This is a genomic window from Pseudarthrobacter phenanthrenivorans (assembly GCF_000813845.1).
Classification (GTDB): Bacteria; Actinomycetota; Actinomycetes; order Actinomycetales; family Micrococcaceae; genus Arthrobacter; species Arthrobacter phenanthrenivorans_B.
Genome location: NZ_JWTB01000019.1, coordinates 237,044 through 256,451 on the forward strand (window position 1 = coordinate 237,044; position 19,408 = coordinate 256,451).

Genomic DNA, 19,408 nt, shown 5'->3' on the forward strand with positions numbered 1-19,408 from the left:
GGTCTTAGCTGAATTCGGCAATCAGCTCGACCTCAACGGGAGAGTCGAGCGGAAGTACGGCAACGCCGACGGCGGAACGGGCATGCTGCCCGGCGTCACCAAGGACGCGGCCCAGCAGTTCCGAAGCGCCATTGACGACGGCGGGCTGGCCCGTGAACGAAGCATCCGAAGCGACGAATCCAACAACCTTGACGATGCGGGTGATCCGGTCCAGGTCCCCGATGACGCTCTTGACGGCGGCGAGGGCGTTGACAGCACAGACGGCAGCGTACTTCTGCGCGTCCTCCGGGGAGACCGTGGGCTCGTCGGCGAACCCTTCGGTACCGGCCGACACCTTGCCCGTAGCTTCGAGTTTGCCGTTAATAAACGGCAGCTGGCCCGAGGTGTAGACATGGCTTCCGGTAACAACGGCGGGAACGTAGGAGGCCACCGGGGCGGCGACCTCCGGAAGGGTGATGCCCAGTTCCGCGAGGCGCTGCTCGACGGCGGATACGGGCGCCGTTGCGGCGCTGGGCTGGGCTTCTGCGGGTGTGCTCATTACTGCTTCTCCCTCTTGAGGTAGGCGACAAGGCCGTTGCCGTCCGGTCCGGGGACTACCTGGACGAGCTCCCAGCCGTCCTCTCCCCACTGGTCCAGGATCTGCTTTGTGGCGTGAATGATGAGCGGAATCGTCGCGTACTCCCATTTGGTCATGAGAGAAAGCGTAGCCGTTGCCGGTAAAGTGGAAAACATGGCGACTCGCAACAACCCCTTATTCGACACTGCCACCACACTGGGTAAAATCCTTCTTTTCCTTGGTGTGAGCGCGATTTGCGGTGTCCTGGTGGCCGGCCTGCTGGTCCCCGCCGCGGCCGTTTCAGGCAGTGCGGCAAGCGGTTCCATCGACTTCTTCGACTCCCTCCCGGCGGAGCTGAAGGTCGATCCGCCGAGCCAGACCACCAGGATCCTGGCGGCGGACGGCAGCGAGATCGCCAGCGTTTACACGGAGAACCGCACCAAGGTCCCGCTGGACCAGATTTCCCCGAACATGAAGAACGCCATCATCGCCGTGGAGGACAGCCGCTTCTACGAGCACGGCGGCGTGGACACCACGGGTATCCTGCGTGCACTGGTCGCCACCGCACGCGGCAACAAGCAGGGCGCTTCAACCATCACGCAGCAGTACGTCAACAACGTCCTCAACGCGAACCTCGCCGCCGCCGGCGAGGAAGACCAGATCAAGCTCAACGGCGTCAACAAGGGCGTGGGCGACAAGCTCCGCGAAATGAAGCTTTCCATCGCCCTTGAAAAGGAGTTCAGCAAGGACCAGATCCTTGAGGGCTACCTGAACATCGTGTTCTTCAACCGTGACGCGTACGGCATCGAAGCCGCTTCCCGCTACTTCTTCAGCACCACCGCCAAGGATCTGACCCTGCCTCAGGCGGCACTCCTTGCCGGCCTGGTGAACAGCCCGTCGGCCTTCGACCCCATCACCAACCCCGAGAAGTCCAAGCAGCGCCGCGACCTGGTGCTGGGGCTGATGAAGGACCAGAAGAAGATCACCCCCGAGGAATACGAGGCTGCCGTCGCAACACCGGTGGAGCCCAAGGTGACCCAGCCCAAGCAGGGTTGCGCCTATGCCGCGTCCGCCCCGTACTTCTGTGACTACGTCCTGCACCTGCTGGAGAACAACCCGGCCTACGGCGCGGACAAAGAGGAACGGCAGCACGTCATCTACGGCGGCGGCCTGACCATCACCACCACCCTGGACCCCAAGGCCCAGGCCACAGCCCAGGAGCAGGCCGATGCCGCTGCCGGAGCCAACCCGGACAAGTGGGGCGCCTCGATGGTGTCGGTGCAACCGGGTACGGGCAAGATCATCTCCATGGCCCAGAACACCTCGTTCCTGGCCGGCGCGGGGGGCTTCAATTCCCAGTTGAACTTCAACGTTGACCAGCTCGACAAGGACGGAAACGACCTCAACGGTGTCGGTGGCTTCCAGCCGGGATCCACCATGAAGCCCTTCACTTTCGCGGAGTGGCTCAATGAGGGCAAGAGCATGAACACCGTGGTCAACGCAGCCCAGCGCGTCTACCCCATCGGCTACCCGTGGAAGAACACCTGCGGGAAGGTCCAGGGTGCCTACAGCACGGCCCAAAAGAACGCACGCCTGGACGCCGCCGATGACCTGCAGAACGCCGAACCGCAGTGGTACAAGCCGTTGACCGTCCTGGAGGGACTTTACAACTCCATCAATACCGTGACGTTTGCGTCGGCAGCACAGCTGGACTTCTGTGGGATCCAGAAGATTGCGGATGCCGTAGGCCTGCACAGCGGCCTCCCGTCTGCGGATGAACCGAACCCCAAGATCAACATGATGACGCTGGGCAACCTGCTGGGGTCCACCCAGACGTCCCCGCTCACCATGGCCAGTGCGTTCGCCACCTTCGCGAATGACGGCAAGTACTGCGAACCCATCGCCATCACCTCGGTGGTCGATGCCAGCGGCAAACAGCTTCCGGCGCAGTCGAGCAGCTGCCGCGATGCCATCAAGCCGGAGGTTGCCCGCGGCGTGAACTACGCGCTGCAGGAAGTGTTGAACCGGGGTTCAGGCTCCCTGATCCAGCCCCGCATCTCGACCAAGACCAGCTTCCCGATCGGCGCCAAGACCGGTACATCCAACAACAACGGCTCCACCTGGGTGGTGGGCCACACCACCGGCCTGGCCACCGCTGCCTGGTTTGGTGACCCGTTGGGCAACCAGGGCCGTGCCGGCCAGAACATCACCGTCAACGGCAAGTTCTACCAAGGCATTGACGGCTACATGATCGCCGGCCCCATGTTCTCCAACTACATGGCAAAGGTCGCCCCCGGGTACGGCGCCAATCCGTTCCCGGCTCCGCCGAGCAACATGGTCAACGGGACCACCCGGACCACCACACCGGCCACGACAGCTCCCCAGGCAACCCAGGCTCCGGCCCCGCAGGTTACCCAGGCTCCCGCGACCCAGGCGCCGGCCCCCGCCCCCACCAGCAATGGCAACGGGAACAATGGAAAGGGCAACGGCTAACCGCGCATGAGCATCGATAGCCTGGCAAGCCGCGCCCGTTCCTTCGGGCGCGGCTTTGCCGTCACTGCCGGCGCCGGAGCTGCAGCCGGCATGGCCGCCTTCGGGTATGGCCTGTGGGAAAAGAACCAGTTCGTCCTTCGCGAGGAAACCCTCGCCATCCTGCCACCCGGCAGGGACCCGTTCCGCATCCTGCACCTAAGCGACATCCACTTCGTACCCGGGCAACACAAGAAGGCTGACTGGCTGGGGTCGCTGGCCGGGCTCCGGCCGGACCTGGTGGTCAACACCGGCGACAACCTCAGCCACGCCAAGGCGGTGGATCCGCTGCTGGATGCCTTGAAGCCGCTGCTGCAGTTCCCCGGCGTCTTTGTCCCCGGATCCAACGACTACTTTGCGCCCACGCCGAAAAACCCGGCGTCATATCTGCTGGGACCATCCAAGGCGAAACCCGAACCGGTGGCCCTCGACTGGCCACGGCTCCGTTCCGGCTTTGGCATGAGCGGCTGGGTGGACCTCACCAACCGGAGCCAGTCCCTGGTCCTCAAGGGCATGCGCTTCGATTTTTCCGGCGTTGACGACCCCCACCTGAACCGGGAACGGTACGCGGGCTGGCCCCGCGGAACAGTAAGCCAGGACGCCAAGGACCACCTCAAGGTTGCTGTCATCCACGCGCCCTACCAGCGGGTGCTGGACCACTTCACGGAAAGCGGCGCGGACCTGCTGCTGGCCGGGCACACGCACGGCGGCCAGCTGTGCATCCCCGGCTACGGCGCCCTGGTGGCCAACTGCGACATCCCCACGTGGCGGGCAAAGGGCCTCCACGACTGGTCCAGCAACGGAAGCACGACGCCGGTCAACGTCTCGGGCGGCATCGGCACCTCGCGCTTCGCCCCGGTCAGGATCGCCTGCAAGCCCGAGGCCGTCCTGCTGACCCTCACCTCCCCCAGTTGAACCGCACGCATTACGGTCCGCAATAACTGGGCAAGCAGCCGCCGGGGCGCCACGATCCCTGTGAATCGTCTCACGCCCATGGCATAGGGTAGTTGCTAGAGGAAACTACATTCGTTTTAGAGCTTGAGAAGCGGGCATGGCCAAGCAGACTCCATTCTTTCGATCCATCAGCCGTCTCTACCCCCACGTCCGGCCCATCATCCCCCGCCTTTTGCTGGGCCTTCTCTGCGCGCTCCTGGCCAGCATCGTGGCGCTGACCATTCCGCAGGTGCTGCGGATCCTGGTCAACACCGCCCTGCAGCCCGGCGGCGCACCGGAAGCAGTCTGGACCTCCGCGGGCGTCATCCTGGTGCTGGGCATCGCCGAGGCCGCCCTCGTAGCCCTGCGCCGGCAATTCGTGATCAACCCCGCAACCTCGGTGGAAACCCGGATGCGGGTTTCCCTCTACGACCACCTGCAGGACCTGGCCGTGTCGTTCCACGACCGGTGGGGTTCAGGCCAGCTGCTGTCCCGGGCCATGACGGACCTGAACTTCCTGCGGCGCTGGATGGCCTTTGGCGCCATCATGCTGGTGGTCACCACCCTCACCGTGATCATTGGCATCGTCGCGATGTTCGCCATGAGCTGGCGGCTGGCGCTGATCTTCCTGGCCGCGGCGGTTCCCATCACCGTCAACAGCTTCCGGTTCCGGACCCGGTTCAGCAAAGTAGCGCGGCGCAGCCAGGACCAGGCCGGCGACCTTGCCACCACGGTGGAGGAATCCGTCCACGGCATCCGGGTCCTCAAGGCCTTTGGCCGCAGCCGCGAGGCCCTGGAGAACTTCAATGAACAGGCAGAGGAACTGCGCCAGACGGAGATCGCGAAGGCGCGCCACCAGGCAACGTTCACCATGGTGGTCACCCTGCTCCCCGAACTCGCCCTGGGCGCCGGGCTGGTGGTCGGCGTCATGCTCTGCGCCAGCGGCCAGCTGAGCATCGGGTCGCTGGTCGCATTCTTCGCCACGGCCGCAGTCATCGCCTCACCCGTCGAGTTCTCCGGCATGCTGCTGGCCATGGCACTCACCGCCAAGACCGCCGTCGACCGCCACTACGAAGTGATGGACACGCCGAACACCATCACCAGCCCCGCCCAGCCCCGCCACCCGAACGAACCTGCCGGCGCGCTCCGCTTCAGCGACGCCACATTCGCCTTCGAGGACGCCCCGGACAGGCCCATCCTCAAGGACATCACCCTGGACATCCGGCCCGGTGAGACCATGGCCCTGGTGGGCACCACCGGCAGCGGCAAGAGCGCCCTGATCCAGCTGGTGCCGCGGCTGTACGACGTCACCGGCGGCGCCATCACCATCGACGGCGTGGACATCCGGGACTACGACGTGGCGGAACTGCGCCGCGTCGTGGCGGTGGCTTTCGAGGACACCACGCTCTTTTCCAACTCGGTGCGGGACAACGTCCTGCTCGGCGCGCCGGTGCGCAGCGACGACGTTTTGGATGAAGCCCTCGATGTGGCGCAGGCCCATTTTGCCTATTCCCTGCCCCAAGGCGTGGACACGCTGATCGGCGAGGAGGGCCTGAGCCTGTCCGGAGGCCAGCGCCAGCGCATTGCCTTGGCCCGTGCCATTGCTGCCCGGCCCCGCGTCCTCGTCCTGGACGATCCCCTGTCCGCCCTTGATGTCCACACCGAGGAACTGGTGGAGGCCCGGCTCCGCGAGGTCCTCAAGGACACCACCACCCTGATCGTGGCGCACCGCCCCTCCACCGTGGCCCTGGCGGACCGGGTGGCGCTGCTCGAGGACGGCCGCATCACCGCCGTGGGGACACACTCGCAGCTGCTGGCCGCCAACCACCATTACCGGTATGTCATCGCCAGCCTGGACCGGGAGCCCCGGGACCTGGACTCTGAACTGTCCGCCCTCGAGGACCAGGCAGAGGAAGTGACCCGATGAGCACCGCAACGTTCGGCACCGCCAACGAAGACAACGCCCACCTCAGCAAGAGCGACAGCAGGGCAGTACGACGGCGGTCACTCGCCTTGCTGCGGTCGCTGATCCGTCCGGTGCGGGTACGGTTCTGGCTGACCATCGCCATGGTGGTCCTGTCCCAGGCTGCCCGTGTGGCCGGCCCGGCGCTGATCGCCTTTGGCATCGACCACGCCCTTCCGGCCCTCCGCTCCGGGGACAACCTGCCGCTGGTGTTCACCGGTGCCGCCTACCTCCTGGCAGCCATAGCGACGGCGGGACTCACCGCCCTGTACGTCACCTCCACCGCGCGGCTCAGCCAGGCCATGCTCCTCGACCTGCGGGTCCGCGTCTTCCGCCACACCCAGCGGCTGAGCCTGGAATTCCACGAAAAGTACACCTCCGGCCGGATCATCGCCCGGCAGACCTCGGACCTGGAGGCACTGCGCGAACTGCTCGATTCAGGGGTCAGCTCGCTTGCCTCGGGCATCCTGTTCATGGCGTTTACCGCCGCCACCATCTTCGCCCTGGACTGGCGGAGCGGCCTGCTGGTGCTGGCCGCGGGGGTGCCCATGTTCTTCCTGTCCCGCTGGTACCAGAAGCACTCGCAGATCGCCTTCCGCGAGTCCCGGGTGGTCTCCGCCCGGCTGATCGTCCACTTCGTGGAAACCATGACCGGAATCCGCGCCGTCAAGGCGTTCCGCAAGGAAAAGGAGAACTCGCAGCGCTACGGACAGCTCGCCGAGGACTACCGCCTGGTCACCGTCCGCTCCATCAACCTCAACGGCATCTTCCAGCCCGGACTGGTCCTGATCGGCAACGTCTGCGTGGCCGTGGTGCTGCTGGTGGGCGGATTCCGGGTACTGGGCGGCAGCCTTGCCGTGGGCGTGCTCCTGGCCCTCATCCTCTCCACCAAGCGGTTCTTCCAACCCGTGGACCAGATGGCCATGTTCTATAACTCGTTCCAGAGCGCCCAGGCAGCCCTGGAGAAAGTCTCGGGCCTTCTCGAAGAGGTGCCCACGGTCCGGCCGCCGAAGAATCCGGTGCCCCTTCCCGCTGCCACGGGCCGGATCGATTTCAACGCGGTCGAATTCCGCTACGGCGACGACGGACCCCTGGTGGTGCCCCGCCTGGACCTGCATATTCCGGCAGGGCAGACTGTGGCCCTGGTGGGCCAGACGGGAGCGGGAAAGTCCACCTTGGCCAAGCTGATCGCCCGGTTCTATGACGTCACCTCCGGAACGATCACCCTGGATGGCGTGGACCTGCGGGACCTGGCCACCACCGATCTCCGCCGGAACATCGTGATGGTCACCCAGGAAGCCTTCCTGTTCAGTGGCTCGGTGGCGGACAACATCGCCCTGGGCCGGCCGGAGGCATCGCGCGCTGAGATCGAGGAAGCGGCAAAAGCGGTGGGGGCACACGGGTTCATCCTGGAGCTTCCCGAAGGTTACGACACCGACGTCAACAAACGCGGCGGCCGCGTGTCCTCCGGCCAGCGGCAGCTGATCAGCTTTGCCAGGGCGTTCCTGGCCCGGCCGGCGGTGCTGATCCTGGACGAAGCCACCTCCTCGCTGGACATCCCGTCCGAACGCCTGGTGCAGGCCGGGCTGGCGCGGCTCCTGGCGGGTACGGAGGCCGCGCGTCGTACGGCCCTGATCATCGCGCACAGGCTCTCAACGGTGGAGACGGCGGACCGGGTGCTGGTGGTCCACGACGGACGGATTGTGGAGGACGGCACGCCCGGGGAGCTCATCGGTGGCGGCGGACGCTTCGCCGACCTGCACGGGGCGTGGAAGGATTCCCTGGTCTGAGCCCGGCCGGGACGCCGGGCGGGCCGGATTTCGCATCGGGGCGGGGAATCGGCTATCCTTGTAAAGTTGCTTTTGCAGCGGATCGGGATGTAGCGCAGCTTGGTAGCGCGCTTCGTTCGGGACGAAGAGGTCGCAGGTTCAAATCCTGTCATCCCGACCAATCAGTGAAAGAGGGTCTCCTTGCGGAGGCCCTCTTTTTTCATCCCACCTTTTCATCTCAGTACGGTTACGGCAGCCACCTGTCACTTAACAGAAACAGCCCCGGAGCTGGTGCTCCGGGGCTGCTTCATCGCCTCCTGTTGATGAGGAAGCTGTTTACATCGGGTCCGGCCAGTTGCCCACGTAGGTGGTGTACGTGGTGTCCGTCGTGTCGGTGGTGCTCTTCTTGCCCTTGACCGGCTTGGACATCGGGTCCGGCCAGTTGCCCACGGCTACCGACGTACCGCTGTGGTCCGCGAGGGAACCGGCAGACAGCACGGCAGGAGCCGCAGCGGAAAAGGCCAGCGCGCCGGCCATGACGGCCGCAGTTGCGATCTTCTTCAACATAGAAAGGTTCCTCAATACGAGTCGGATTCGTTACAAAGCCAGCACTGTCCTTGTTGACACACATTGTAAAATATTTTCCACAGGGGCTGTCAAGCATTCGGCGGCCCAGCTGTCCGGAAGGAGGAAGCGCCGTGGGCAATGGATTCGGAGAAAAGCTCCGAGCGGAACGCCTTGAGCGTGGACTGACGCAGGCCGAACTGGGCAAGGACCTGTATTCACCAAGCTACATTTCCCTGCTCGAAACCGGCCGGCGTGAACCGACGGCGGAAGTGATTGAGGAACTGGCCCGCAGGCTGGAGCTGGCGCCCAAGGCCCTGGAGGCGTGGAGCCAGCCCATCTCCGTCAGCGACGCGGAGTACGTGCTCGCCGGGCTCTATGCGCGCCAGGCCTGGGACCTCAGGGACTACGAGCTGGCCGCAAGCCACGCTGCCACCGCAGCGAAGATCGCCCTCGAGGGCCGCAACACCAGCGCCTGGTGGAACATGATGTACATGCAGGCGGAATGCCTGATCAAGCAGGGCAACTGGCAGGAATGCCAGCGGATCATGGAGCACCTGCTGGAGCATCCCATGGCCACCGAATCCGCAGGCCTGGCCGTCCGCGCCCGGCAGATGCTCGCCGGCGTCTGCCAGGGACAGGGGCAGCTCAGTGCCGCGGTGGAGCATGCCAGCGAGGCAGTGAAACTATGCTCGCAGCTGCCTAAGGGCTCCACTTTGATTATCGGCGCCTATCGGGCGCTGATCGGTGCCCTCGCCGAAAGCGGCAGGCTGGATGAGGCCTGGAAATACTGCCAGGCAATGATCGACCACGTGGACGAGCTCTCCATGACCCAGCTCGCGGGCGAGGTTGCCTGGGTGGTGGGAAACGTCGCCTTCATGCGCCACGACTACACCGAGGGCGTCAAGCACCACGAACGGGCCGCGCGGCTCCTCTCCCCCGCCAACGACATCGAACTCTGGGCCAGGTTCAACAAGGCCTCCGCGGCGGTGCGCCTTTCCTCCGGGATTGTCGAGCCGGAAACCCTGTCGGCAATCGAGCGCGCCGAACTGGCGCTGTCCATTGTGGGTGGGAACAAGTCAGACCAGCTGGAGGTCGCCTTCATCCGGGCCCGCTGGCTGTACCTGACCGGGGACATCGTGGCCGCCGTCGAAAAGCTCCGCGAAATCCACGCCGAACGCGAGCACCTGGCAAAGCACACGGCCGGGGAGGTGTCCCTGCTCCTGGGCAAATCCCTGAAGGCCGCGGGCGACAACGACGAAGCCCTGGGGCACCTCGAGGAAGCGCAAAAGGCGTTCGCCGCGGCGGGGGCGCAGGACCGGGTCCAGCAGGCCCTGGACGCGATCCTTGAAATCAAGCTGGCCCAAAAACGGGCTGAGGCCGCAGCGAAAGCCAGCTGACAAACCGGTTACCGGAAGCAGGGGACCCGCAGCCGCGGGTCCCCTGCTTCCGTCCGTATGTCAGGAAAACGTGTTTCCCGTGATCTTTTCGTAGGCCTCGACGTAACGGCTGCGGGTGCGCTCCACGACCTCCGCGGGCAGTGCCGGCGGCGGGGTGTCTGAGGCCTTGTCCCAGCCGGACTCTGCCGAGGTCAGCCAGTCCCGGACGTACTGCTTGTCGTAGGACGGCTGCGCCTGTCCGGGCTTGTAGGTTGCGGCGTCCCAGAAGCGCGAGGAATCCGGGGTCAGCACCTCGTCGCCCAGGGTGATGGACCCGGAGACCGCATCGTAGCCAAACTCCACCTTGGTGTCCGCCAGGATGATGCCGCGCTCCCGGGCGATCTTTTCCGCCGTTGTGTAGATCTTCAAGGTCAGCTCGCTGAGGCGGGCGGCAATGTCGTCACCCACCAGCGCAACAACGGCGTCATAGGTGATGTTCTCGTCGTGCTCACCCACCAGGGCCTTGGCGGACGGGGTGAAGATCGCGTGCTCCAGCCGGGATCCGTCCACCAGCCCCTCGGGCAGCGGGATGTTGCACACCGTTCCGGACGCCTTGTATTCCTGCAGTCCGGAACCGGTGAGGTAGCCGCGGGCAATGCATTCCACTGGGAACATGTCCAGCTTCTTGCAGATCATGGCCCTGCCTTCGACCTCGGCCGGCACGCCGTCTTCCACGGTGGACCCCAGGACGTGGTGTTCGACGCCCAGCTGGTCGAACCACCAGAGGCTCAGCTGGGTGAGGATGCGCCCCTTGTCCGGGATTTCGCTGGACAGCACATGGTCGTAGGCGCTGATCCGGTCGCTGGCCACCACCAGCACGCAGTCCTGGCCCAGGCGCTGCTGGACGGACCCGTCGGCCGGCTCATAGAGGTCGCGGACCTTTCCGGAATAGACGTGCGTCCAGCCGGGCAGGTCCAGGGTCTTGGCAGCGTAGCCGCGGTTTCCTGCTGTTTCACTCATGTCAGGCCTTTGCTTTTACGATGGGCAGCGAACCGGTGGCACCGTAGGGGACCTTGATCTCCCCGCGGGCGGCCTTGCGGGCGATGTCCGTGCGGAACTGGGAGCCGTCCAGCTGCACCAGTTCAACGCCGTCGTATGCCCTTTCGCGCGCCTCCACCAGGTCACTGCCCAGGGCGACGACGGCGAGGACGCGGCCGCCGGCGGAAATGACCTTGCCGTCCTCATCCAGCGCGGTTCCGGCATGGATGACGTGCACGCCTTCCAGGGCTTCGACCTTCTTCAGGCCGCGGATCCGGTCACCGGTGCGCGGCTTGTCCGGGTAGTTTTCGGCAGCAATCACGACGGCGACGGCAGTTTCCTTGGCCCACCGCAGCTCTTCCGCCTTGTCCAGTTCGCCCTTGGCGGCTGCCATCAGGAGCGCACCGAGGGGCGTCTTGAGCCGGGCGAGGACAGCCTGGGTTTCGGGGTCGCCGAAGCGGACGTTGAATTCGATGACCCGGGTGCCGCGCGACGTCAGGGCAAGGCCGACGAACAGGACCCCGACAAACGGGGTGCCGCGTCGGGCCATTTCGTGGACGGTGGGCTGGGCCACCCGGTCCAGGACTTCCTGGACCAGGCCTTCGGGGGCCCATTCGAGCGGCGTGTAGGCGCCCATGCCGCCGGTGTTCGGGCCTTCGTCGTTGTCGAAGATGCGCTTGAAATCCTGGGCGGGCGAGAGCGCCACGGTGTTCTGGCCGTCGCAGAGGACGAACAGCGAAACTTCCGGGCCGTCAAGGAACTCTTCGATGACTACGGAGCCGCCGGCGTCGAAACAGGACTGGGCATGCGCCAGGGCTTCGTCGCGGTCCCTGGTGACCACGACGCCCTTGCCCGCGGCGAGCCCGTCGTCCTTGACGACGTAGGGGGCTCCGAAGGTGTCCAGGGCGGACGCGGCTTCTTCCGCGTTGGCGGCGACCATGGCCATTGCCGTGGGGACGCCTGCTTCCGCCATGACCTCCTTGGCGAACGCCTTTGACGCTTCAAGCTGCGCTGCGGCCTTGCTGGGTCCGAACACGGGAATGCCCGCTTCGCGCACGGCATCGGAGACGCCTGCGGCCAGCGGGGCTTCGGGGCCCACCACCACGAGGTCCACCGCGAGCCGGGTGGCCAGCCCGGCAACCGCTTCGGGATCGTTGCCGTTGATGTTGTAGGTGGGGACCAGCTTGCTGATGCCGGCATTGCCCGGCGCCGCGTGGACCTCGGACACGTTGGGGTCGGCAAGCAGGGAGCGGACAATGGCGTGTTCGCGGCCTCCGGGGCCAATGACGAGTACCTTCACAGTGTCCAAGGGTACTTTGTGCAGCCTTCCCACTCCTAAGCTGTGTCCTTCCCCGTCCGCCGGATCAATCCCTGCTGCCCGCGGCTCCGAACCCTATGCATGACAAAGCTTCGGAACAGGTTTGCAGGCCCCGCTCCCATGGCCGCATTGGCAGGCGTGGTGGCGGCCGCCGTCGTGCTCGCCGTTGCGGAGCTGATCGGGGCATTCTTCACCACGAGGGCGACTCCCCTGTTCGCTTTGGGGTCCACGTTCATTGACTTCACGCCGCCCGGGCTGAAGGACTTCGCCATCGCCACCTTCGGCACCAACGACAAGGCGGCCCTGTTTGTGGGCATGGGCCTGACCATCGCGGTGCTGGCCTGCGTGCTGGGCGTCGTGGCCTACCGCAAGTGGGCCCTGGGCGTCCTGGGCGTGCTGTTCATGGGCGCGGTGATCGTGGCCTGCGTCGTGACCCGCGCCGGAGTAGGACCCGCCGACGCCATCCCTTCGATCCTGGGAACCCTCGCCGGCCTGGTGGTCCTGCGCCGCCTGATGGTGCCGTTGTGGGGTTTGAAGGCGTGGCCGGAAGCCCCGGCAGATACAGCGGCCGACGGCGAAGACATGGTGGGGAGCGACGGCACCAGCCGCCGGCGCTTCTTTACCGCTGCCGGAGTCACGGCAGTGGCCGCCGGGGTGGCCGCCACCGGCGGCCGGCTGCTGGGAGCCGCGCGAAGCAATGTGGCCAAGGCACGCGAGGCACTGCGCCTGCCGTCACCTGCCCAGCCCGCAGCCCCGGTGCCGTCCGGAGTCCAGTCGCCCGTGGCAGGAGTGACGCCGTGGCTCACGCCAAATAGCGAGTTCTACCGGATCGACACCGCGCTGAGCGTTCCGGAGATCAACGTTGACGACTGGGAACTGCGTGTCCATGGACTGGTGGAGCAGGAAGTCAGGCTCACCTTCCAGGACCTGCTGGACGCCCGCCTCATCGAATCGCACGTCACCCTCACCTGTGTCTCCAACCCCGTGGGCGGCAACCTGGCCGGAAACGCCAAGTGGCTGGGCCTTCCCATCCGCGAGGTCCTGGCCCGGGCCAAACCCAAAGACGGGGCGGATATGGTGCTCTCCACCTCCATCGACGGCTTCAGCGCCTCCACCCCGCTGGAAGTCCTCCAGGACGACCGGGACGCCATGCTGGCCATCGGCATGAACGGCGAACCGCTCCCGCTGGAGCACGGCTACCCGGTCCGGATGGTGGTCCCGGGGCTGTACGGGTTCGTCTCCGCCACCAAATGGGTGGTGGACCTGGAAGTGACCCGCTTCGCGGACAACAAAGCCTATTGGACCAACCGCGGCTGGTCCGAGCGGGGCCCGATCAAGACCATGGCCAGGGTGGACGTGCCCAAATCCTTCGCGAAGGTACCTGCGGGTAAAGTCGCCGTGGGCGGTACCGCGTGGGCCCAGACCCGGGGCATCACCAAGGTGGAAATCCAGATCGACAACGGCGAGTGGGCCGAAGCCACCCTTTCCACCGAAGCCTCCACTGTTACCTGGCGCCAATGGTCCTACGAGTGGGACGCCACGCCGGGCCCCCACTACATCAAGGTCCGTGCCACGGACGGCACCGGCGAGGTCCAGACGGACCAGCGCGCCGACCCCGTCCCCGACGGCGCCTCCGGCTGGCAGTCGGTAATGGTCACCGTTCAGTAAGGACCGCTCCTCAGCAGGCCCCACCCTCCTGGCCCCTAGACTTGCACCATGCCGCATAATCCGCATGCCACCTTCACCGTGGACTCCGCCGTCGAACTGGCCGTGATCGAGCGCAGTGGCTTCGTGGAGTCACGGCACGTGGGCTCCGCCGTCCTCCTGTCCGCCGACGGATCGGTGGTGACCGAACTGGGCGACATCAACACCCCCATCTATGCCCGGTCCACCCTGAAGCCGTTCCAGGCCCTGGCGTCCATGCAGTCAGGCGTCCCCCTGCGCGGCGCCCAGGTTGCCGTTGCCTGCGGAAGCCACACCGGTTCCCTGGACCACATGGACGTCGTATCCGGGATGTTGAAGGCCGCCGGAGTCCGCGAAGACCAGCTGCAGTGCCCCGAAGCGTGGCCGCAGGACGAGACAGCCCGGAACTGGCTGGTGCGCTCCGAAAAAGGCAAGTCGAAGCTGGCCTGCAACTGCTCCGGCAAGCACGCCGCCTTCCTTTGGGCCTGCACCGAGAACGGGTGGGACACGCACAGCTACCTGGAGCCGAACCACCCGCTGCAGCAGCGGGTCCGGACCGTTATTGAGGAATACACCGGCGGGAAGATCGCGCACCTGGGGATTGACGGCTGCGGCGCGCCCGTGGCGGCTGTTTCCCTGAAAGGCCTGGCCCGCGCCTACTCCCAGCTGGCCAAGGCTCCCGGGGACCAGAGCTTCAGCGCCCGGGCTGCCACCATCGCCACCTCAATGCTCGATTATCCATGGGCCGTCCAGGGCCGCGGCGAAGCCAACACCCTGGTGATGGACGATCTGGAGATCATTGCCAAGATCGGCGCCGAAGGGGTCCTGGCGATGGCCACGCCGCAGGGCGTTTCGGTGGCCGTCAAGATCCTGGACGGAAATGTCCGCGCCACCTCGCTGGTGGCCCTGACCCTGCTGGCCGCGGCAGGCGCGGTGGACATTCCCGGGGTTGCCGGCGTCCTCGAGCGGGTGGTGGAGCCCGTCCTCGGCGGCGGCCGGCCGGTGGGCAGGATCCGGCTCGGCCCGGCGGTCTCCGCGCTCCTGGACTGAAGCAACCACCGCCGAAAGGAAGACCGGAAACATGGCCGTAGCCCGCCGTCGTATTGATGCCCAGGAAGGCAAGGCAGCACTGAAGGCCTGGCTGGAAGCCGGCCAGACGCCGTCGGGCACTGCCCTGCCGCGGACTGTCCTGGCCACGGCCGTCAGGTACTCATTGGAGGAGCTGACAGCACGCGCGCCCGGGAACTCCGTGGAGGTCCGGGTGCCGCCGTTTGGCGTCACCCAGTGTGTGGAAGGCCCGCGGCACACGCGCGGCACCCCGCCCAACGTCATCGAATGCGACGCCGCCACCTGGCTTGCGATGGTCACGGGCCAGTTGGACTGGGCGGACGCCGTCGGCGCCGGCAAGGTGGCCGCGTCCGGACTGCGCGCGGACCTGTCGGCCCTGCTGCCGCTCTAGGAAAGCCGACGGGCCCAGGAGGATTGCCTAGGACAGTTGCCGGGCGGACGGGCCGGCGTCCGCGGTGATGGGCTGCGGGACCCGGTTCTGGAGCCGGGTGGACAGCGCGGCCACGACGGCGAAGGCGAAAGCGCCCACCGCGATGAGAACGCACATCACGGCGACGGTGCCGTAGCCCGTGCTCCGCGGATCGAGGAACGGGTAGGGGTACCAGTCCACGATCGGGCCCCGGATGAGGCTGTAAACCAGGTAAAGCAACGGGAACGAAAGCCACAGCAGCGAGGTCCGGATGGAGATCCTGGTCCTGGGCAGGTCCACCAGCCAGTCGATCACCATGACGGTGGGCACCGTGTAGTGCAGCACCACGTTGACCCACGGAATGGGCGTGTTCACGTCCACATCGCTCAGCAGCAGGCTGTAGGTGATCCCGGTGACGGTCATGTAGACCGTGGCAGCGCCGCGGAGGAGTTCCAGCCACCGCGGGCTCTCCCCCTGCCACGCGAACCAGCCCGCGATTCCCAGGGTTACGAAGGCAATGATGTTGGATTCGATCGTGAAGTAGCTGAAGTAGTTGCCGGCCTTGGCGCCGGGGACGTTCTGCATGAGGTGCAGGAATTGGAACAGCACCGCGGCAAAGCCCAGCAGTGCGAACCAGAAGCGGAAAAGGGCCAGTCCCCGGTTTGCGGTCATGAGCTGATCCTAGGCCCTGCCGGGGCCGCCGCAGCGGCTGGCCTCCCGGCGTGCCTAGCCGCGGCCGATGAAGGGCATCCCGGCCGCGGTGACCACCACGGATCCCACGCTGGCCGTTGGCGGCATGTTGGCCATCATCAGCACGGCGCGCGCCGCGTCCGCCACCGGGAACATCGGCTCCACCTTGCGGCTGCCGTCCGCCTGGAGCGCCCCGGAACCGACTCCGATGGTGTCCATGATCTCCGTGGCCGTATTGCCGATGTCGATCTGCCCGCAGGTAATGCCAAAGCCGCGGCCATCCAGTTCAATGCTCTTGGTCAGCCCGGTCATGGCGTGCTTGGTCACGGTGTAGGCCACCGTCCTGGGCCGGGGGGAATGGGCCGAGATGGAGCCGTTGTTGATGATCCGGCCTCCCTGGGGTTCCTGCGCCTTCATGGTCCGGACAGCAGCCGCGGCGCACAGCATTGACCCCGTAAGGTTCACGGCCACGGTAGCGTTCCAGTCCGCCACGCTGATCTCGTCCACCGCTGCCGCGGGGCCAAACACCCCGGCGTTGTTGAACAGCACATCCACCCGCCCCCACTCGTGGCGGACGGCCTCGAAAAGCCGCTCGACGTCGTCGGGCCGGGTGACATCGCAGGGCACCACCAAAGCGTCCGGGCTGCCGTCCGCCGTCTCCTTCAACTGCGCTTCCCGCCGGCCGGCAAGGGCCACCCGGTAGCCTTCGGCCAGCATCTGCCGGGCCACCTCCCGGCCAATGCCGGATCCGGCCCCGGTGACGACGGCGACCCGTGCGGTGGGGAGGGAAGTGTTCATGCGTTCTCCTGGGTTAAAGCTGGGCCGGCACGGCCGGCGTGTTCAGCGGCCAGCCTATGACGGTCTTGGGCCGTGGGGCAGCAAAGGTCCGTACCTTGGAGGTGGACAGGCGCATCCGCACCAGGGATTCGGCGATGGTCACTGCAGAGGCTACGCCGTCCACCACGGGAACGCCGGCCCGCTGCCTGATCTGCTCGTCCAGGCCGGCCATGCCACCGCAGCCCAGCACAATCACTTCGGCCTTGTCCTGGCTGACGGCCAGCATTGCCTGGTTGATGATGGCCTCCACGGCACGCTCGGGCTCCTCCTCGAGCTCGAGCACGGCCATCCCGCTGGCCCGCACGGAAGCGCACCTGGCCTCCAGGCCGGCCAGCTTCAGGCGGTCTTCGATGAGCGGAACCGTGCGGTCCAGGGTGGTGACCACCGAGTACTTGTGGCCGAGGAACATGGCGGTGCTGGCGGCGGCTTCGGTGATGTCCACCACCGGTACGTCCAGCAGTTCCTGGAGACCTTCCCTGCCGTGTTCGCCATAGCCGGCCTGGATCACGGCGTCGAACGTGTCCGGGAAGGAGGTCACGGCGTCCATGACGGCGATGGCTGCTAAATAGCTCTCGAAGTTGCCTTCGCAGGAGTCGGCGCCGAACCTCGGGGTGATGCCGACGATTTCCGTGCCCGGCGCGGCCACGCTGCGCGCGGACGCCGCGATGGACTCGGTCATGGACTGCGTGGTGTTGACGTTTGCGACGAGTATGCGCATGGGAAAATCCTTTGTCCGGCGGGTTACCGGGGTTCCTTGCGGGGTGGGATGGGCGGGGTCAGTGGGTGCTGACGACGGCGATTGCCTCGCCGTCCCGGTCGACCAGCCTTTGGTTCCGGTCGGCAATGAAGAAATAGAGCGCCGCGGCAATGCCCGCCGCGAAGAACCAGGCGAAGGGGGCCGCGGATGCCAGCGCCGGCACGAAGGCAATCACCAGGGCGAGGACTGCGGCCGGCACCATGGCAATGATCGCGCGGGGGTTGACGCCCTTCCGGTAGAAGTACGCTCCCTCCGGCGAGGCCGTGTAGAGCTCCGGCACATTGACCTTGCCGCGGCGGATCAGCCAGTAGTCAGCCATGACGACGCCGAACAGCGGGCCGAGCAACGCGCCGAGGCCGCCGAGGAAGTACACGATGACCAGCGGGTTGTTGTAGAGGTTCCACGGCAGGATCACCAGGCCGATGGTGGCCGAGACCATGGCCGCCCTGCGGAAGTTCAACCGCCGCGGGAACAGGTTGGTGAGTGCGTAGACGGGGGCCACGAAGTTGGCCATGAGGTTCACGGCAATGGTCAGGATCAGCAGGGCCAGGCAGGCGAGGACCAGGAACAGCGTGTTCGGAATGGTCTGGACGATGTCCGAGGGGCTCTTGATGATGGTGCCGTTGATCTTGAACTGGCCGCCGGCCATGACCACGACGATGGCGCCGAACACCAGCATGTTGATGGGGATGCCCCAAAAATTGCCGCGGACCACTGCCTTCTTCGAGACCGCTGAGCGGGTGAAGTCGCAGAAGTTCAGGACGAACGTGCCGTAGATGGACACCCAGAGGGCACCGCCCGCGAAGATGGTCAGCCACATTTCCGGCCCTTCCAGGGCCTTGTTGGAGGACCAGGCGATGCTTCCCCCGGCTTCCACAAAGATCCAGATGGCCATTGCAGCCATGGTGGCCAGGATGACAGGGCCGGCGAAGGCCTCGTACTTGCGGATCATTTCCATGCCGAAGCTGACGATGACCAACTGGACCACCCAGAGGGCAACGAAGGCCATCCATCCCAGCGTGGAGAGGCCCAGGATGGAGTCCTGGTCCAGGTCGTGGAGGCCCGGGAACATCGCTACGAGCATGACGCGGAAAACGACGGAGGCAAGGTAGGTCTGGATGCCGAACCAGGCCACGGCCACTGCGCCGCGGAGAAGGCTGGCGATCTGGGCGCCCCTGATGCCGAAGCTGATGCGGCTCATCACCGGAAAGGGGACACCGGTCTTGACGCCCATGAAGCCGGAAAGGGTCAGGAGGCCGAACAGGAGCGCAGCACCGATGCCGAGCGCCATGAGGATCTGCCACCCGCCCAGGCCAAGGGCGAAGAGTCCGATGGCGAAGGCATAGTTGCCCAGGCTGTGCACATCATTGGCCCACAACGTGAAGATACTGTAGCTGGTCCAGCTGCGGCCGGCCCGCTTGGTGGGGGCAAGGTCCACGTTGTAGAGGGATGGGCTGATGCTTGTGCCTGAGGCGGCACTCGCCGATTCGCACAGGGCTTCGACACTGCCGGAGGCGTGGGCGGAACCGGCTGACGGCGTTGTCAGGTCCGTGTCCGCGGCAACGCCCGCCGATGGAGGGGTTTGCATAAAGGTCTCAATTCATTGGGGATTCCGCGTGGTGAGGCCACCCAAGGGGTGTTTCTGTTATTCCACATTGCGGAATCAAGATATTGAATAGTGAAATAATGGTATGACCTGCGTCACTGGGGGTCAAGCAGGAGCGGATTGGCTCGGCAGTCACAAACGGTTTCCTAATGCCCTCGGCCTGCCGTGCCGGGCCTGCGGCCGACATCACATTGACCGGACCGCCGACTCTCACTAATCTCGTCTAGCAATAATGTTTTCTCATATTGCGAAAACATAAGCCGATGCGTTCAAAGATGAGAAGAGGCTGACGTGGCTGCAGGAGAAGAT

17 protein-coding genes and 1 tRNA gene are annotated in these 19,408 nt (G+C 65.8%); 9 read left to right on the plus strand and 9 right to left on the minus strand.

The features are described 5' to 3' along the window. Window positions 1–4: 4 nt before the first annotated feature. Both RM50_RS10830 and RM50_RS10835 read right to left on the minus strand, forming a co-directional pair. A complete protein-coding gene (locus RM50_RS10830; RefSeq protein ID WP_043452475.1) occupies window positions 5–538 on the minus strand; it encodes a RidA family protein in 534 nt (177 codons plus the stop codon). Further along, window positions 538–693 (minus strand): DUF4177 domain-containing protein, encoded by a 156-nt coding sequence (locus RM50_RS10835; protein ID WP_009359196.1) that lies wholly within the window; start codon window positions 691–693, stop codon window positions 538–540. Before RM50_RS10835 ends, RM50_RS10830 begins: the two co-directional genes overlap by 1 nt. Window positions 694–730: 37 nt before the next feature. Between RM50_RS10835 and RM50_RS10840 the strand changes: the two genes are divergently transcribed. The 5 genes from RM50_RS10840 to RM50_RS10860 all read left to right on the plus strand — a co-directional run bounded on the left by RM50_RS10840 (window position 731) and on the right by RM50_RS10860 (window position 7,931). Beyond that, window positions 731–3,049, plus strand: a complete 2,319-nt coding sequence (locus RM50_RS10840) for a transglycosylase domain-containing protein (RefSeq protein WP_043452478.1) — start codon at window positions 731–733, stop codon at window positions 3,047–3,049. A gap of 6 nt (window positions 3,050–3,055) precedes the next feature. Then, on the plus strand, window positions 3,056–4,000 hold the full coding sequence (locus RM50_RS10845) for a metallophosphoesterase (RefSeq protein ID WP_043452480.1): 945 nt from the start codon (window positions 3,056–3,058) through the stop codon (window positions 3,998–4,000). Between the two features lie 136 nt (window positions 4,001–4,136). Continuing rightward, on the plus strand, window positions 4,137–5,945 hold the full coding sequence (locus RM50_RS10850) for an ABC transporter ATP-binding protein (RefSeq protein WP_043452481.1): 1,809 nt from the start codon (window positions 4,137–4,139) through the stop codon (window positions 5,943–5,945). After that, window positions 5,942–7,771 carry an ABC transporter ATP-binding protein gene (locus tag RM50_RS10855; RefSeq protein WP_043452483.1) on the plus strand — a complete coding sequence of 610 codons (1,830 nt, stop codon included), beginning with the start codon at window positions 5,942–5,944 and terminating at the stop codon, window positions 7,769–7,771. Before RM50_RS10850 ends, RM50_RS10855 begins: the two co-directional genes overlap by 4 nt. A gap of 83 nt (window positions 7,772–7,854) precedes the next feature. Beyond that, window positions 7,855–7,931, plus strand: a tRNA-Pro gene (locus RM50_RS10860). A 155-nt stretch (window positions 7,932–8,086) separates the two neighbouring features. Here RM50_RS10860 and RM50_RS10865 read toward each other — a convergent pair. Further along, on the minus strand, window positions 8,087–8,317 hold the full coding sequence (locus tag RM50_RS10865) for a hypothetical protein (protein ID WP_043452485.1): 231 nt from the start codon (window positions 8,315–8,317) through the stop codon (window positions 8,087–8,089). Between the two features lie 131 nt (window positions 8,318–8,448). On the opposite strand from RM50_RS10865, the gene RM50_RS10870 reads away from it, so the two are divergent. Beyond that, window positions 8,449–9,714, plus strand: a complete 1,266-nt coding sequence (locus tag RM50_RS10870; protein ID WP_043452488.1) for a helix-turn-helix domain-containing protein — start codon at window positions 8,449–8,451, stop codon at window positions 9,712–9,714. 60 nt (window positions 9,715–9,774) lie between these two features. Here RM50_RS10870 and RM50_RS10875 read toward each other — a convergent pair whose 3' ends face one another. Next, window positions 9,775–10,713, minus strand: a complete 939-nt coding sequence (locus RM50_RS10875) for a phosphoribosylaminoimidazolesuccinocarboxamide synthase (RefSeq protein WP_043452490.1) — start codon at window positions 10,711–10,713, stop codon at window positions 9,775–9,777. A 1-nt stretch (window position 10,714) separates the two neighbouring features. Beyond that, on the minus strand, window positions 10,715–12,031 hold the full coding sequence (gene purD / locus RM50_RS10880) for a phosphoribosylamine--glycine ligase (protein WP_043452531.1): 1,317 nt from the start codon (window positions 12,029–12,031) through the stop codon (window positions 10,715–10,717). 99 nt (window positions 12,032–12,130) lie between these two features. Between purD and RM50_RS10885 the strand changes: the two genes are divergently transcribed. From RM50_RS10885 to RM50_RS10895, 3 genes are read left to right on the plus strand one after another with little or no spacing between them, the layout of a single operon-like run. Further along, window positions 12,131–13,717: a molybdopterin-dependent oxidoreductase gene (locus tag RM50_RS10885; RefSeq protein ID WP_043452491.1), complete on the plus strand. Its 1,587-nt coding sequence runs from the start codon at window positions 12,131–12,133 to the stop codon at window positions 13,715–13,717. 48 nt (window positions 13,718–13,765) lie between these two features. Then, window positions 13,766–14,782: an asparaginase gene (locus RM50_RS10890; RefSeq protein WP_043452492.1), complete on the plus strand. Its 1,017-nt coding sequence runs from the start codon at window positions 13,766–13,768 to the stop codon at window positions 14,780–14,782. Window positions 14,783–14,813: 31 nt separating this feature from the next. Continuing rightward, complete coding sequence (locus RM50_RS10895) at window positions 14,814–15,191, plus strand: sterol carrier family protein (protein WP_043452494.1); 378 nt, start codon at window positions 14,814–14,816, stop codon at window positions 15,189–15,191. A 27-nt stretch (window positions 15,192–15,218) separates the two neighbouring features. Here RM50_RS10895 and RM50_RS10900 read toward each other — a convergent pair whose 3' ends face one another. Genes RM50_RS10900 through RM50_RS10915 form a run of 4 tightly spaced genes read right to left on the minus strand, consistent with a single transcriptional unit; the run spans window position 15,219 to window position 19,081 of the window. Beyond that, window positions 15,219–15,881, minus strand: a complete 663-nt coding sequence (locus tag RM50_RS10900; RefSeq protein ID WP_052260142.1) for a Pr6Pr family membrane protein — start codon at window positions 15,879–15,881, stop codon at window positions 15,219–15,221. Between the two features lie 54 nt (window positions 15,882–15,935). After that, window positions 15,936–16,697 (minus strand): SDR family oxidoreductase, encoded by a 762-nt coding sequence (locus RM50_RS10905; RefSeq protein ID WP_043452495.1) that lies wholly within the window; start codon window positions 16,695–16,697, stop codon window positions 15,936–15,938. 13 nt (window positions 16,698–16,710) lie between these two features. Next, window positions 16,711–17,454, minus strand: a complete 744-nt coding sequence (locus RM50_RS10910; protein WP_043452496.1) for an aspartate/glutamate racemase family protein — start codon at window positions 17,452–17,454, stop codon at window positions 16,711–16,713. 58 nt (window positions 17,455–17,512) lie between these two features. Beyond that, a complete protein-coding gene (locus RM50_RS10915; RefSeq protein WP_043452497.1) occupies window positions 17,513–19,081 on the minus strand; it encodes an NCS1 family nucleobase:cation symporter-1 in 1,569 nt (522 codons plus the stop codon). Between the last annotated feature and the right edge of the window lie 327 nt (window positions 19,082–19,408).

Coding starts and splice junctions, on each gene's coding strand:
- RM50_RS10900 (WP_052260142.1), bottom strand. CDS start 15,881: ATGACCGCAAACCGGGGACTGGCCCTTTTCCGCTTCTGGTTCGCACTG.
- RM50_RS10855 (WP_043452483.1), top strand. CDS start 5,942: ATGAGCACCGCAACGTTCGGCACCGCCAACGAAGACAACGCCCACCTC.
- RM50_RS10875 (WP_043452490.1), bottom strand. CDS start 10,713: ATGAGTGAAACAGCAGGAAACCGCGGCTACGCTGCCAAGACCCTGGAC.
- RM50_RS10905 (WP_043452495.1), bottom strand. CDS start 16,697: ATGAACACTTCCCTCCCCACCGCACGGGTCGCCGTCGTCACCGGGGCC.
- RM50_RS10910 (WP_043452496.1), bottom strand. CDS start 17,454: ATGCGCATACTCGTCGCAAACGTCAACACCACGCAGTCCATGACCGAG.
- RM50_RS10850 (WP_043452481.1), top strand. CDS start 4,137: ATGGCCAAGCAGACTCCATTCTTTCGATCCATCAGCCGTCTCTACCCC.
- RM50_RS10845 (WP_043452480.1), top strand. CDS start 3,056: ATGAGCATCGATAGCCTGGCAAGCCGCGCCCGTTCCTTCGGGCGCGGC.
- RM50_RS10835 (WP_009359196.1), bottom strand. CDS start 693: ATGACCAAATGGGAGTACGCGACGATTCCGCTCATCATTCACGCCACA.
- RM50_RS10885 (WP_043452491.1), top strand. CDS start 12,131: ATGACAAAGCTTCGGAACAGGTTTGCAGGCCCCGCTCCCATGGCCGCA.
- RM50_RS10830 (WP_043452475.1), bottom strand. CDS start 538: ATGAGCACACCCGCAGAAGCCCAGCCCAGCGCCGCAACGGCGCCCGTA.
- RM50_RS10840 (WP_043452478.1), top strand. CDS start 731: ATGGCGACTCGCAACAACCCCTTATTCGACACTGCCACCACACTGGGT.
- RM50_RS10890 (WP_043452492.1), top strand. CDS start 13,766: ATGCCGCATAATCCGCATGCCACCTTCACCGTGGACTCCGCCGTCGAA.
- RM50_RS10865 (WP_043452485.1), bottom strand. CDS start 8,317: ATGTTGAAGAAGATCGCAACTGCGGCCGTCATGGCCGGCGCGCTGGCC.
- RM50_RS10895 (WP_043452494.1), top strand. CDS start 14,814: ATGGCCGTAGCCCGCCGTCGTATTGATGCCCAGGAAGGCAAGGCAGCA.
- RM50_RS10915 (WP_043452497.1), bottom strand. CDS start 19,081: ATGCAAACCCCTCCATCGGCGGGCGTTGCCGCGGACACGGACCTGACA.